Source organism: Nonomuraea sp. H19, assembly GCF_052068215.1.
Lineage (GTDB): Bacteria > Actinomycetota > Actinomycetes > Streptosporangiales > Streptosporangiaceae > Nonomuraea.
Genome location: NZ_JBQHCV010000006.1, coordinates 328,977 through 341,209, shown reverse-complemented (window position 1 = coordinate 341,209; position 12,233 = coordinate 328,977). Strand labels below are relative to the sequence as shown.

Genomic DNA, 12,233 nt, shown 5'->3' with positions numbered 1-12,233 from the left:
GTTCGCGACGGGCTGCAGCCTCGCCCCGGCGGTGGCCCTGTGGCCGTGAACATCCGCGCCCGGCCCCGCCCCACGGCCACGGCGGAGCCGCCGCTGCGCAGGCTCGGCCACCTCCTGGTACGCCGCCGCCGGCTCGTCCTCACGCTGACCCTGCTCGTGCTGATCGTCGCCGCGACGCTCGCGGCGGGCGCGGTGCCGCGGTTGTCGCTGGCCAGGTTCGAGGCGCCGGGCTCGGAGTCCGACCGGGCGCAGGCCGAGCTGGTCGAGCGGTTCGGCACGGGAAGCCCCGACATGATCTTCCTGGTGACCGCGAGGCGCGGCACGGTGGACGATCCGGCGGTCGAGGCCGCGGGCAGGGAGCTGACCGCGCGCGTCGGCCGCGCGGACGGCGTCGCCGAGGCCGGCTCCTACTGGACCCGCGGCAAGCCCGCCACGCTGCGCAGCCAGGACGCCAGGCACGCCCTGATCGTGGTGCGCATCCCGGGGGACGCCGGCCACGTACGGGCACGGGTGCTGCCCAGGCTGGTCCCCGAGATCACCAAGGGCACGGACCTGCTCCAGGTGCGGGCCGGGGGAGGGGAGGAGGTCTTCCGGGAGACCGTGCCGCTGGCCAGGCAGGACTTCGTGCGGGCCGAACTGGTCATCTTCCCGCTGGCGTTCGTGCTGCTCTGGCTCTACCAGCGGCGCGCCATGGCGGCCCTGGTGCCGATCCTGGCCGGGGTGTTCGCGATGGTGATCGGGCTGGCGCTGCTGAGCGGCGTCCTGATATTCGCTGAAATTTCGACGTTCGCCCTGAATCTCACTCTCGCCATGGGGCTCGGCCTCGGCATCGACTACTGCCTGTTCGTGATCCAGCGCTTCCGCGAGGAGACGCAGGCAGGCAAGGACCGGGCGGCGGCCGTCGCCGGGGCGGTGGAGCACGCGGGCCGGACCGTGCTGTTCAGCGGCCTGACCGTGGCCACGTCCCTCGCCGTGCTGTTCGTGCTGCCGTTCGGCTTCCTGCGTTCCTTCGCGTACGCGGGCATCGCCGTCGTCGCCGGCGGCCTGGTCGCGGCGGTGCTGGTGCTGCCTGCCGTGCTCGCCTCGATCGGCGGCACGATGCTGCCCAAGCGGGTGCGGCCCGAGCGCGCGGCGGGTTTCTGGCACGCGCTGGCCACCGGCGTGATGCGCCGGCCGTTGGTGTCCGGCGGACTGGCCGCCGCGCTGCTGCTGGCGCTCGCCTCGCCGTTCCTGGGCCTGCGCTTCGGCGTGACCGACGACCGCATCCTGCCCCCGGAGGCGTCCTCGCGGCAGACCCAGGAGGTCATCCGCCAGTCGTTCCCCGCCGAGGAGACCGACGCCATCCAGCTGATCTCGAAGGATCCGGTGCGGGCCGACGTCGCGCCGTACGCCGCCAGTCTGTCCAGGCTGGCCGGCGTCGCCCAGGTCGATTCGGCGGCCGGCTCGTTCGCGGGCGGGCAGCGGGTCGGCGACGCCGATCCGGCCAGGTTCCAGGGGCAGGGCGCCTGGCTGTCGGTGGTCCCGTCCGCCGCGGCGCTGGCGGACGACCCGGTACGGCTCGTGGAGTCCGTACGCTCCGTCGAGCCGCCCTTCGAGGTCCTGGTCGGCGGCTACCCGGCCGAGCTGGCCGACTACCGCGCCTCCGTGGTGGACCGGCTGCCGCTGGTGCTCGCGCTCATGCTGGGGGTGACGTTCCTGGTCCTGTTCCTCATGACCAGGAGCCTGATCATCCCCCTCAAGGCGACCCTGCTGAACGTCCTCAGCCTCGGCGTCATGTTCGGCGCCATCGTCTGGATCTTCCAGGACGGCAACCTGTCCGGCCTGCTCGGCTTCACCCCGACCGGCACGCTCGACCCGAGCATCCCGATCCTCATGCTCTGCGTGGCCTACGGCCTGTCGATGGACTACGAGGTGTTCCTGCTGTCGCGCATCAGGGAGGAGTACGACAGGACCGGCGACACCGAGCAGGCCGTTGCCGCCGGGCTGCAGCGGGGCGCGCCGCTGATCACGGCGGCGGGCGGCATCCTGGCGCTCACGTTCGCCGCGTACGCCACCGCGCGGGTGACGTTCGTGCAGATGCTGGGCGTCGGCATGGCGGTGGCCGTGCTGGTGGACGCGACGGTGATCAGAGCGGTGCTGGTGCCGAGCTTGATGCGCCTGGCGGGCCCGCTCAACTGGTGGCCCGCCGGCCGCCGGAACGCGAAGGCCGCCATCAGAGATCGCGCGACCACCACTGCTCGGTGAGCTCGATCCCGTTCTCCGTCCCCTTCTCCTCGGACACCAGCTCGAACCCGGCTGCCTGGTAGATGCGCCGCGCGCTCACCAGGCAGCCGCGCGTCCACAGCGTGATCCGCGTGCAGCCGTCCGCTTTGGCGTGCCGCAGGCACTCCTCGACCAGCCGCCGCCCGATGCCGAGCCCGCGCGCGGCCGGCTCGACCAGCAGCATCCGCAACTTGGCGGTCGTGTCGTCCTGGCGCACGTAGAACACGCACCCGGCGCGCTCCCCATCGACCTCGGCGATCCATCCGGCGTCCTTGGTGAAGTCGAGGTCGCCGACGATCTTGGCGACGGTCCGCTCGAAGTCGGTGCCCCACCCGTACTCCTGGCTGTAGAGCGCGCCGTGCCGGTAGACGACCCAGCCGAGGTCGCCGGTGCGCGGTGGCCTGATCAGGTGCTGCCGCCGGGGCTCCGCGCCGAGCAGCCTCCTGATCGCCGCCATGCTCGCGACCAGCCGCTCCTGACCCTCGTCCGGCAGGGCGGACAGCAGCCGCTCGATCTCCTCGGCCGAGCGCCTGTCGAGGCCGGCGAAGGTGCGCTCGCCGGCGGGCGTGAGGCGTACGAGCTGTTTGCGCCCGTCGGAGGCGGAACGCTCGCGTCCGACCAGCCCGTCGCTCTCGAAGCGGGCCAGGACCCTGCTGAGGTAACCCGCGTCCAGGTCGAGCAGGGTGCGCAGCTCGCCGGTCTCCATCCGCCCGGCGTGCGCCAGCTCGAACAGCACCCGCACCTCGGTCAGCGAGTACGGCGAGTCCAGCATCCCCGCCTGGAGGACGCCGATGACCTTCGTATAGAACCGGTTGAAGGCTCTGACCTCAGCAACCTTTGCTTCTGTCAACGAACTCATTGCCATAGTCAACCATGAGAGGATCGCCACTGTGAAGTCCCTGCGTATCGGGGGATACGGCCCCGGCATCGTCACCATCGGCGGTGACCTCACCCGGGTCGCGGCGCCGTCGTTCCTGGCCGCGCACCCCGCACTGCCAGTGCTCTACGCGGTGGGCGAGCTCGAACGCGGCTGGCTCACCGCCTTCGACACGCGAGACGGGCTCGCGCCGCTGGACGAGCGGCCGAGCGAGGGCAGCCTCCCCTGCCACGTGGCCGTGGACCCTGCCGGGACCCTGCTCGCGGTGGCCAACTACGGCGACGGCACGGCGATCCTCCAGCGGCTCGACGCCCGCGGCGCGTTCGAGGGCGAGCCGATCGTGCTGCGCCACCAGGGCTCGGGGCCGAACCGCGAGCGCCAGGAGGGCCCCCACGCCCACCAGGTCGTCTTCCACGACGACATCCTGCACGTCTCCGACCTCGGCACCGACGAGATCCGCCGTTACCGCTACGACGGCACGCCGCTGGAGCCCATCAGGCTGCCCCCCGGCACGGGCCCGCGCCACTTCGCCTTCTCCGGCTCACGCCTGTACGTGGCGGGCGAGCTCGACGGCGCCGTCACCCTCATCGACGGCGAGCGGCGCACGACCGTCCCCGCCTCCCGCCGGGAAGGCCTCAACTACCCGTCCCACCTGCAGCTCGAGGGCGAGTTCGTCTATGTGGCCAACCGCGGCCCCGACACGATCACGGTGCTGCTGGCCGACGACCTGTCGCCGGTCGCCGAGGTGCCGTCCGGCGGCGCCTGGCCCCGGCACTTCGCCATCGACGGCGACCGCCTGTACGTGGCCGACCAGGAGTCCGCGGGCGTGGCCGTCTTCGCGCTGGTGGACGGCGTCCCCGAGCCCACCGGCGAGGTGTACGGGGTGGAGAGCCCGGCCTGCGTGCTGATCATGTGAGCGGCCGTGGAGGCAGCGCGGCAGGCGCTCGGTGCCGACGCCCCGAGCGCCACCACGGTCCTGGCCGTCGGCGCTCGCCGGGCTCGCCGGGCGTCACGGCCCCGGGCGCGTGCCGGGCTCGCCGGGCGTCACGGCGCCGGCGTGGGCCGGGACGCCAGTGCCACGGCCGCCCGCCAGCGCTCGTAGGCCGCGTCATCCCGTTCGCCCGGCTCGAAGCGCCGCTCCAGATGCCAGGTCTTGCGCAGTTCGGCTCGCGACCCCCACACCCCCGAACCCAGCCCCGCCAGGAACGCCGCCCCCAGCGCCGTCGTCTCCTGGATCACCGGCCGCTCCACGGCCGTGCCGAGCTGGTCGGCCTGGACCTGCATGAGCAGGTCGTTCGCGCTGGCCCCGCCGTCGGCCTTGAGCACCGGAGGCGAGCCCCCGGTCATCGCCTCGACCACGTCCCGCACCTCGAACGCGATCGCCTCCAGCGTGGCCCTGACCAGGTGCGCCCGCGTCGTGCCACGCGTGATGCCGGTGATCAGCCCACGCGCCTGCGGATCCCAGTACGGCGCCCCCAGCCCCGTCAACGCGGGTACGAAGACCACGCCCCCGCTGTCGGGCACGGTACGCGCCACGGCCTCCGACTCCGGCGCCGTGCCGATCAGCCCCAGCCCGTCGCGCAGCCACTGCACGGCCGCGCCGGTCACGAAGATCGACCCCTCCAGCGCGAACGTCCGCGCGCCTGAGGGCTCCTGCCAGGCCACCGTGGTCAGCAGCCCGGAGCCGGACCGCGCGATCTCGCCGCCGGTGTTGGTCAGCACGAAGGAGCCCGTGCCGTAGGTGCACTTCACGTCGCCCACGTCGAAGCACGTCTGCCCGAACAGCGCCGCCTGCTGGTCGCCCGCCACGCCGCTGATCGGCAGCTCCAGCCCCAGGAACGCCGCCGGGTCAGTGGTGCCCAAAGGCCCGTAGTTGGGCACGATCTCCGGCAACGCCTCCTCCGGCACGCCGAACAGTTCGCACAGCTCCGGTTCCCAGGAGCCGGAGTGCAGGCCGTACAGCAGGGTGCGCGAGGCGTTGGACGGGTCGGTCACGTGGCGCGCGCCCGCGGTGAGCCTGGCGATGAGGTAGGCGTCCACCGTCCCCACGGCCACGTTTCCGGACTCGACGCCCGCCCACGTACCCGGGTCGTGCTCGGCCAGCCACGTCAGCTTGGTCGCGGTGAAGTACGGGTCCAGGCGCAGGCCGGTCAGCTCCGCGACGCGTGGCTCGTGCCCGGCCGCACGCAGCCGCTCGCAGATCCCCGCGGTGCGGCGGTCCTGCCAGACGATGGCCCTGCGCGGCGCGGCCAGCGTGCGCCGGTCCCACAGCACCGCGGTCTCGCGCTGGTTGGTGATGCCCACGCAGGACGGCGTGGCGCCGGCCCCGCGCAGCGCCGCGGCGCAGGCGGACAGCGTGGCCTGCCAGATGTCCTCGGGATTGTGTTCGACCCAGCCGGGCTCGGGGAAATGCTGCGCGAACTCCCCATAACCCTTCGCAATGATCTGCCCGGTTTCTGTAACGACGAGAGCCGTGACCCCGGTCGTCCCGGCGTCGATGGCCAACACACTCACGAAATTCCCCTCATTTCCCTGGTAGAACGGGTTTAGGACACGGAGTCTGGCGTTTGGTCTAGACCACTGCCCGCCGTGACGGGCAGAATGCGAATCTGAATACTGAGGTCTTAACACTGAGGGTTCAGGCTCGTGAACCCCATCGTGGAGGAACCCGCCATGCGTATTGGAGTGCTCACCGGAGGCGGCGACTGCCCCGGTCTCAACGCCGTCATCAGGGCAGCGGTCCGTAAGGGGGTGAGCGTCTACGGCCACGAGTTCGTCGGCTTCCGCGATGGCTGGCGCGGCCCCCTCGAAGGCGACACGATGCCGCTCGACATCCAGGCCGTGCGCGGCATCCTGCCGCGCGGCGGCACCATACTCGGCTCCTCCCGCACGAACCCGATGAAGATCGAGGGCGGGGTCGACCGCATCAAGGACAACCTCGCGGCCACCGGCGTGGACGCGCTGATCGCCATCGGCGGCGAGGACACCCTCGGCGTCGCCAAGCAGCTCTACGACCGCGGCGTCAACGTCGTGGGCGTCCCCAAGACCATCGACAACGACCTGTCGGGCACCGACTACACCTTCGGCTTCGACACCGCCGTCAACATCGCGATGGAGGCCATCGACCGCCTCCACACCACCGCCGAGTCGCACCACCGGGCCCTCATCTGCGAGGTCATGGGGCGTCACGCCGGCTGGATCGCGCTGCACGCGGGCATGGCGGGCGGCGCCAACGTCATCCTCATCCCGGAGAAGCCCTTCGACATCGACCGGGTCTGCGAATACGTCGAGTCCCGCTTCCGCACCCGCTACTCGCCGATCATCGTGGTCGCCGAGGGCGCGCATCCGATCGAGGGCCAGATGGAGCTGCAGGCGGGCGAGCTCGACGCCTTCGGCCACGTCCGGCTCGGCGGCATCGGCGAGATGCTGGCCAAGGAGATCGAGAAGCGCACCGGCAAGGAGGCGCGCACCACGGTGCTCGGCCACATCCAGCGCGGCGGCACCCCGACCGCCTATGACCGGGTGCTGGCCACCAGGTTCGGCCTGCAGGCCATCGACGCGGCCCATGAGGGCGACTACGGCAAGATGGTCGCGCTGCGCGGCACCGACATCGTCCGCGTCGGCCTCGACGAGGCCACGGCCGAGCTGAAGACCGTGCCGGTGGAGCGCTACTCCGAGGCCGAGGTGTTCTTCGGTTAGTTGAAAGTGGGTTGCAAGCGGCGTCCGTACCTTTGAGTCAGCGGGGTTACCGCTACAACCCCCTCAAAGGTACGGCTTGCGCCGCAGCGAGTTGGCGGCCCACTACGCGGCGCAAGCCGTACCTTCGCCATAGCTCAGTGCCGGGGCGTGCCGAAGAGATCCACTTCTGGCGCGCCCTCGTCGCGCTCCCGCAGCCGCTGCCTGAACTCGGCCTCTCTGCGCAACTCCTTCTCCGACGGCGAGAGCACGACGGTGAGCAGCAGCCCCATGGTGATCACGCTGATGCCGACGATCAGCGGCAGCAGGAAGTCGATGGCCTTGGCGCCGGATGGCGGGACCATGTGGGTGTGCGTCTGCACCGACATCGAGGCCATCCCCGTGTAGTGCATGCCGGTGACCGCCACGCCCATGAGCAGCGCCGCGCCGCCGATCTTGAACGCACCCTTGACCCGCAGCGTGAACCACAGCGCCACCGTCGCCGCCGCGATCGCGATCAGGACGGAGAGCGAGACGATCACGGGATCGTAACTGACGTGGCCGGACATGTTCATCGCGGACATGCCGAGATAGTGCATGCTCGCGACCCCGCACCCGGTCAGGACGCCGCCTCCGAGCAGGAACGCCAGGCGCTCGCCGCCGTAGGAGGCCAGGAACAGCCCCATTCCCACGACGACGACCGCGATGAGCGCGGAGACGGCCGTGAGAGGCACGTCGTAGCGGATGATCGTGCCGCTCACCGAGAAGCCCAGCATGGCGATGAAGTGCATCGTCCAGATGCCCGTGCCGCCGATCGCGAACGCCGCGCCGATCAGCCAGAATCTGCCCTCCCGCCCGCCGGCCAAGCGGGCCCTGGAGGTCAGCAGGAGGCCCAGCATGGACCCCACGCTGGACATGACATATGCAAGTACGGGCGTTAAAAGCCCAAAAGAAAAATGGTCAATCGGCGACATTTCCCCCACCATCCCCCTACGCACCGATAAGGGAGTATGGACAGTGCGTCGCCGTTCGCGCAACTACCTTCGGCGAGCCTGCATCTGCCGCTGGCGCGGCATTGGCGCGGGATAAGTGAATTGTTGCTGCTGAGCGGTACGCCGGCGCAATTCGAGTTTGGCCACGAGTTCCGCGTCCTCGTGCAGTTCCTCTTCCGACGGCGACAGGATCACCATGAGCAGCATGGTCAGCGTGATCAGGCTGATCACGGTCATGAGCGGCACGAGGAAGTCCAGCGCGTCGGCCCCCGCCACCACGCCGGGCTCGGGGTCGACCGTGACGTGCATCGCGAACATGCCGGTGTAGTGCATGCCGGCGACCGCCACACCCATGACGAGCGCGGCGGCGGTGATCCAGATGGGCTTCTTGACACGGAGCGTGAACCAGAGCGCCACCGTCGCGGCGACGACGGCGATGCCCACGGAGGTGGCCACGACGACGCGGTCGTAGGAGACGTGGGCGGACATGTTCATCGCGTACATGCCCAAGTAGTGCATGGAGGCCACGCCGAGTCCCGTGAGGAGGCCGCCGCCGAGGAGCGCGGGGAGCCGGCCGCGGCCGTAGGAGACCAGGAACAGGCCGGTGCCCACGACGACGATCGCCACCACCGCCGAGGCCGCCGTGAGCGGCACGTCGTACTTGATCTGGGTGCCCTCTACGTCGAAGCCCATCATGGCGATGAAGTGCATGACCCAGATGCCCGTACCGCCGATGGACACGGCCGCGCCGAGCAGCCAGCGCGCCCGGGTGCCGCCACGGGAGGCGTGGGCCTGGGCGGTCAGCCGCAAGCCGAGCATCGAGCCCATGCACGACATCACGTAGGCGAGCACCGGCGTGAGCAGCCCATGGGTGAAGTGATTCACAGCGGAGGTCATAGAGGGAAGCTTCCTTGAAATTGGGGGTTACCGGATTGTGCCATCTGGCGTGTCCCTTTCGACATGGATACCCCAACTATCGGTCAACTCGCGAGTCGGAAACATGAGAGGGCCTCATGGACGTGCGGGGCGAGGGGGCGGTCGGAGGGCCGGGGCGGGCGGGCTGCGCGAGGGCGCCGTGGGGGACGGCGGGCGGACTAAACTCGATGGCGCGCGGCGTTGCCATCTAGGCGTGCCGCTTCCCCGTCTTCCCGGAGGTTCCACCATGACGATGTCGGCCCTGGGCGAGCCGTGCGTTCTGCTCAAGCTGGGCGAGATCGTCCTCAAGGGCAAGAACCGCGAGCTGTTCGAGCGCCGCCTGATCGCCAACATCCGCGACGCGCTCCAGAGCCTCGACATCCAGGTCGACGTGCGCAAGAGGCACGGCGTCATCGCGATCTTCCTGCCCGGCGGCGCGACCGCCGAACAGGCCGACGCCGTGGCCCAGCGGGTCGCCGACGTGCCGGGGCTGGTGTGGATCCACCGGGCCTGGCGGGTCGCCAAGGACCCCGACGCCGTGCTCAAGGCCGGCCTGGAGCTGGTCGGCGAGAGCGCGGAGGCCAAGCGCGGCGCGCGTTTCGCCGTCCGCTCGCGCCGCCGCGACAAGCGCTTCCCGCTGCGCTCCAACGAGCTCGACCGGCTCGTGGGCGGCGCGATCAACGACGAGTACGGCCTGCCCGTCGATCTGAAGAACCCGGAGCTGACCGTGTTCATCGAGGTCGACAGGGACGAGGTGTTCGTCTTCACCGGCGGCATCCCGGGTCAGGGCGGCCTGCCGGTCGGCAGCAGCGGCCGGGCCCTGGTGCTCATGTCGGGCGGCATCGACTCGCCGGTGGCGGCTTACCGCATGATGCGGCGCGGCCTGCACGTCGACTTCCTGCACTTCTCCGGCATCCCGTTCACCACGTCGGAGTCGATCTACAAGGCGTACGCGCTGGTCAAGAAGCTCGACAGGTTCCAGGGCAAGTCGCGGCTGTGGGTGGTGCCGTTCGGCAAGGCGCAGCAGTCGATCCGCACCTCCGGCCAGGACCGGCTGGCCGTGATCGCCCAGCGGCGGCTCATGCTCAAGACGGCCGAGGAGGTCGCCCACCGCATCCGCGCCGCCGCCCTGATCACCGGCGACGCGCTCGGGCAGGTCTCCTCGCAGACCCTGACCAACATCACCGCCCAGGACAACGCGGTGGACATGCCGATCCTGCGGCCGCTGGTGGGCTGGGACAAGACCGAGATCATGGCCGAGGCGCGGCGCATCGGCACGCTGGAGATCTCGGAGCTGCCCGACGAGGACTGCTGCACCCTGCTGGCGCCCAAGCGCGCCGAGACCCGGGCCAAGATCGAGGACCTCAAGCAGATCGAGAAGCGCCTCGACGCCGAGGAGCTGTGCGTCCAGCTCGCCGACTCGATCCAGGAATACACGCTCTAGGCGGTCTCGCGGCCGCCCCCGTCGGCGCGCACGGCCCCGCGATCAACGTCACAGTGCCGGAGCCGATGGGCACCGCCCATGCCGGAAGTGGCCTCCGGGGCCCATCACGATCACCAGGTCAACTTCTCCTTCGTCCGGAAACGCACGAAGGCCCCGGGTCCTGCGCGCATGACACCCGGCCGCGAGGCGACCGCGGGCCGATGGCAGGATGGCCCAAGACGCGAGACCGGTGAGGGGAGTGATCGTGGAGGAGTCGCGCCTGCCTCCAGGCCAGTACGTCCCGCGCGGCCGACCCGTGATCCACTACGGCAGGGTGCCGCAGTTCAAGCCGGAGAGCTGGGACTTCCGCGTCTTCGGCGCCACCGCGTCGGGGGAGGAGCACCAGTTCTCCTGGGAGGAGTTCGAGCAGCTGCCCCGCACGACGCGCATCGCCGACTTCCACTGCGTCACGAAGTTCTCGCTCATGGCCAACGAATGGCGCGGCGTCTCCCCGGAGACGATCATGAAGGCCGCCCCGCCCGACGCCGGCGTGCGCCACGTGATGATCTGGGCCGAATACGGCTACAGCGCCAACCTGCGGATGTCCGACTTCGCGGCGCCCGACACGCTGTTCGCCATGGAGCTGGACGAGAAGCCGCTGAGCCCCGACCGCGGCCACCCGCTGCGGATCGTGGTCCCGCACCTGTACGCGTGGAAGAGCGTCAAATGGGTGCGCGGCATCGAATACCTCCTCGAAGACCGCAGAGGCTTCTGGGAGGAGCGCGGCTACCACAACATCGCCGACCCCTGGCGCGAGCAGCGCTACTCCTACCAGGAGGACCCCGGCGAGGGACCCCCATGAACGGTTCACGCGCTGTTTCCGCCCGGACGCGGAGCGTACTTGGCTACGGTGGCCCGCATGCTGACCACCGCGTGCGTGGCGCTGTCCTGCCTGGCCTTCCTCGCCGGCTACGCCGTCGCCCGGGCCGGGTGGCGCCGCGAGGCGCTGCCTGAGGGCACGCGCGAGGCGACGTTCACCACGCTGCACATCGCCGGGATGGCGGCCCCGGCCCTGCGCGCGGGGCTCGACCGCGACTCCGCGCGCAAGGCCGTACGCCATCTGCGCGCGCTGCTCGGCACCCACGCCGTCGCCATCACCTCCACCGAGACCGTGCTGGCCTGGGACGGGCCGTGCGCCGACGACGTGCTCGGCTACGCCCGCGCCGCGCTGTCCGGAGGGCGGGCGCAGGTGTTCGCGGCCGAGCCGCACGGGGCCGTCGTGGTGCCGCTGACCGTGGACGGCACGGTCGTGGGGACGCTGGCGGCTTTCGACCACGAGATCAGCGCCGCGCTCGTGCGCACCATGACCGAGGTCGGCCGCTGGGTGTCCGGACAGCTCGAACTGGCCGGCCTCGACGCCGCCCGGCAGCGCGCGCTCCAGGCCGAGATGTGGGCGCTGCAGGCCCAGATCTCGCCGCACTTCGTCTACAACGCGCTCACGACGATCGCCTCGTTCGTCCGTACGAACCCCAAACGCGCCCGCGAGCTCCTCCTCGACTTCGCCGACTTCGCCCGGTACGCGCTGCGCAGGGCGCACGACTTCACCACCCTGGCCGACGAGCTGACCTGCGTCGACCGCTACCTGCTGCTGGAGCGCGCCCGCTTCGGCGACAAGCTGCGCTTCAGCATGCAGGTGGCGCCGGAGGTGCTGCCGGTGCCGGTGCCGTTCCTGTGCCTGCAGCCGCTGGTCGAGAACGCCATCAAGCACGGCATGCGGGACCGCGGCGGCGCCGGTGAGGTGCGGGTCGTGGTCTGCGACGCCGGCCCAGAGGCGCACATCACGGTCGAGGACGACGGCGCCGGCATGGACCCCGAGTGCGCCCGGCGGCTGCTGGACGAGGACCCGGCCCGCGAGGGCAGCGGCATCGGGCTGGCCAACGTGGACCTGCGGATGCGCCAGATCTACGGCGACGGCTACGGGCTCGTCGTGGAGACGGCGCTGGGCGCGGGGACCAAGGTGCGGTTGCGGGTGCCCAAGACGCAGCTTAGCTCATTGTAGTCAGCTCTTTACGCTATGCTAGCGAGCTGC

Annotated in this window: 10 protein-coding genes; 6 read left to right on the top strand and 4 right to left on the bottom strand. The window is 70.8% G+C overall.

The genetic code is table 11. From position 1 onward, the window contains the following. Window positions 1-39: 39 nt before the first annotated feature. Window positions 40-2,244 (top strand): MMPL family transporter, encoded by a 2,205-nt coding sequence (locus ACTMTI_RS15675; RefSeq protein WP_441121047.1) that lies wholly within the window; start codon window positions 40-42, stop codon window positions 2,242-2,244. Here the strand turns inward: ACTMTI_RS15675 and ACTMTI_RS15670 are convergent. Beyond that, window positions 2,213-3,121 carry a bifunctional helix-turn-helix transcriptional regulator/GNAT family N-acetyltransferase gene (locus tag ACTMTI_RS15670; protein WP_441121046.1) on the bottom strand — a complete coding sequence of 303 codons (909 nt, stop codon included), beginning with the start codon at window positions 3,119-3,121 and terminating at the stop codon, window positions 2,213-2,215. The genes ACTMTI_RS15675 and ACTMTI_RS15670 overlap by 32 nt on opposite strands. 31 nt (window positions 3,122-3,152) lie before the next feature. Here ACTMTI_RS15670 and ACTMTI_RS15665 point away from each other — a divergent pair, with 31 nt between their 5' ends. Next, the gene (locus tag ACTMTI_RS15665) at window positions 3,153-4,055 is read left to right on the top strand and encodes a lactonase family protein (RefSeq protein ID WP_441121045.1); all 903 of its coding nucleotides are present in this window, start codon (window positions 3,153-3,155) and stop codon (window positions 4,053-4,055) included. 128 nt (window positions 4,056-4,183) lie between these two features. Here the strand turns inward: ACTMTI_RS15665 and glpK are convergent, their stop codons facing one another. Further along, window positions 4,184-5,653: a glycerol kinase GlpK gene (gene glpK, locus ACTMTI_RS15660; RefSeq protein ID WP_441121044.1), complete on the bottom strand. Its 1,470-nt coding sequence runs from the start codon at window positions 5,651-5,653 to the stop codon at window positions 4,184-4,186. A gap of 159 nt (window positions 5,654-5,812) precedes the next feature. Here glpK and ACTMTI_RS15655 point away from each other — a divergent pair, with 159 nt between their 5' ends. After that, the gene (locus ACTMTI_RS15655; protein ID WP_441121043.1) at window positions 5,813-6,838 is read left to right on the top strand and encodes a 6-phosphofructokinase; all 1,026 of its coding nucleotides are present in this window, start codon (window positions 5,813-5,815) and stop codon (window positions 6,836-6,838) included. A 134-nt stretch (window positions 6,839-6,972) separates the two neighbouring features. Here the strand turns inward: ACTMTI_RS15655 and ACTMTI_RS15650 are convergent, their stop codons facing one another. Together ACTMTI_RS15650 and ACTMTI_RS15645 are read right to left on the bottom strand one after the other, a co-directional pair. Next, window positions 6,973-7,713 (bottom strand): MHYT domain-containing protein, encoded by a 741-nt coding sequence (locus tag ACTMTI_RS15650; RefSeq protein ID WP_441121042.1) that lies wholly within the window; start codon window positions 7,711-7,713, stop codon window positions 6,973-6,975. Window positions 7,714-7,851: 138 nt separating this feature from the next. After that, window positions 7,852-8,703 carry an MHYT domain-containing protein gene (locus ACTMTI_RS15645; protein WP_441121041.1) on the bottom strand — a complete coding sequence of 284 codons (852 nt, stop codon included), beginning with the start codon at window positions 8,701-8,703 and terminating at the stop codon, window positions 7,852-7,854. Window positions 8,704-8,968: 265 nt separating this feature from the next. Here ACTMTI_RS15645 and thiI point away from each other — a divergent pair, with 265 nt between their 5' ends. The 3 genes from thiI to ACTMTI_RS15630 all read left to right on the top strand — a co-directional run bounded on the left by thiI (window position 8,969) and on the right by ACTMTI_RS15630 (window position 12,203). Further along, the gene (thiI, locus tag ACTMTI_RS15640; RefSeq protein ID WP_441121040.1) at window positions 8,969-10,165 is read left to right on the top strand and encodes a tRNA uracil 4-sulfurtransferase ThiI; all 1,197 of its coding nucleotides are present in this window, start codon (window positions 8,969-8,971) and stop codon (window positions 10,163-10,165) included. 244 nt (window positions 10,166-10,409) lie between these two features. Next, the gene (locus tag ACTMTI_RS15635) at window positions 10,410-11,006 is read left to right on the top strand and encodes a molybdopterin-dependent oxidoreductase (protein ID WP_441121039.1); all 597 of its coding nucleotides are present in this window, start codon (window positions 10,410-10,412) and stop codon (window positions 11,004-11,006) included. Between the two features lie 57 nt (window positions 11,007-11,063). After that, window positions 11,064-12,203 carry a sensor histidine kinase gene (locus tag ACTMTI_RS15630; RefSeq protein ID WP_441121038.1) on the top strand — a complete coding sequence of 380 codons (1,140 nt, stop codon included), beginning with the start codon at window positions 11,064-11,066 and terminating at the stop codon, window positions 12,201-12,203. Window positions 12,204-12,233: the final 30 nt, after the last annotated feature.

Bases quoted from the DNA above. Each gene is read 5' to 3' on its own strand.
- ACTMTI_RS15670 (WP_441121046.1), bottom strand. From the start codon at position 3,121: ATGAGTTCGTTGACAGAAGCAAAGGTTGCTGAGGTCAGAGCCTTCAAC.
- ACTMTI_RS15655 (WP_441121043.1), top strand. From the start codon at position 5,813: ATGCGTATTGGAGTGCTCACCGGAGGCGGCGACTGCCCCGGTCTCAAC.
- ACTMTI_RS15650 (WP_441121042.1), bottom strand. From the start codon at position 7,713: ATGCTGGGCCTCCTGCTGACCTCCAGGGCCCGCTTGGCCGGCGGGCGG.
- ACTMTI_RS15645 (WP_441121041.1), bottom strand. From the start codon at position 8,703: ATGACCTCCGCTGTGAATCACTTCACCCATGGGCTGCTCACGCCGGTG.
- thiI (WP_441121040.1), top strand. From the start codon at position 8,969: ATGACGATGTCGGCCCTGGGCGAGCCGTGCGTTCTGCTCAAGCTGGGC.
- ACTMTI_RS15630 (WP_441121038.1), top strand. From the start codon at position 11,064: ATGCTGACCACCGCGTGCGTGGCGCTGTCCTGCCTGGCCTTCCTCGCC.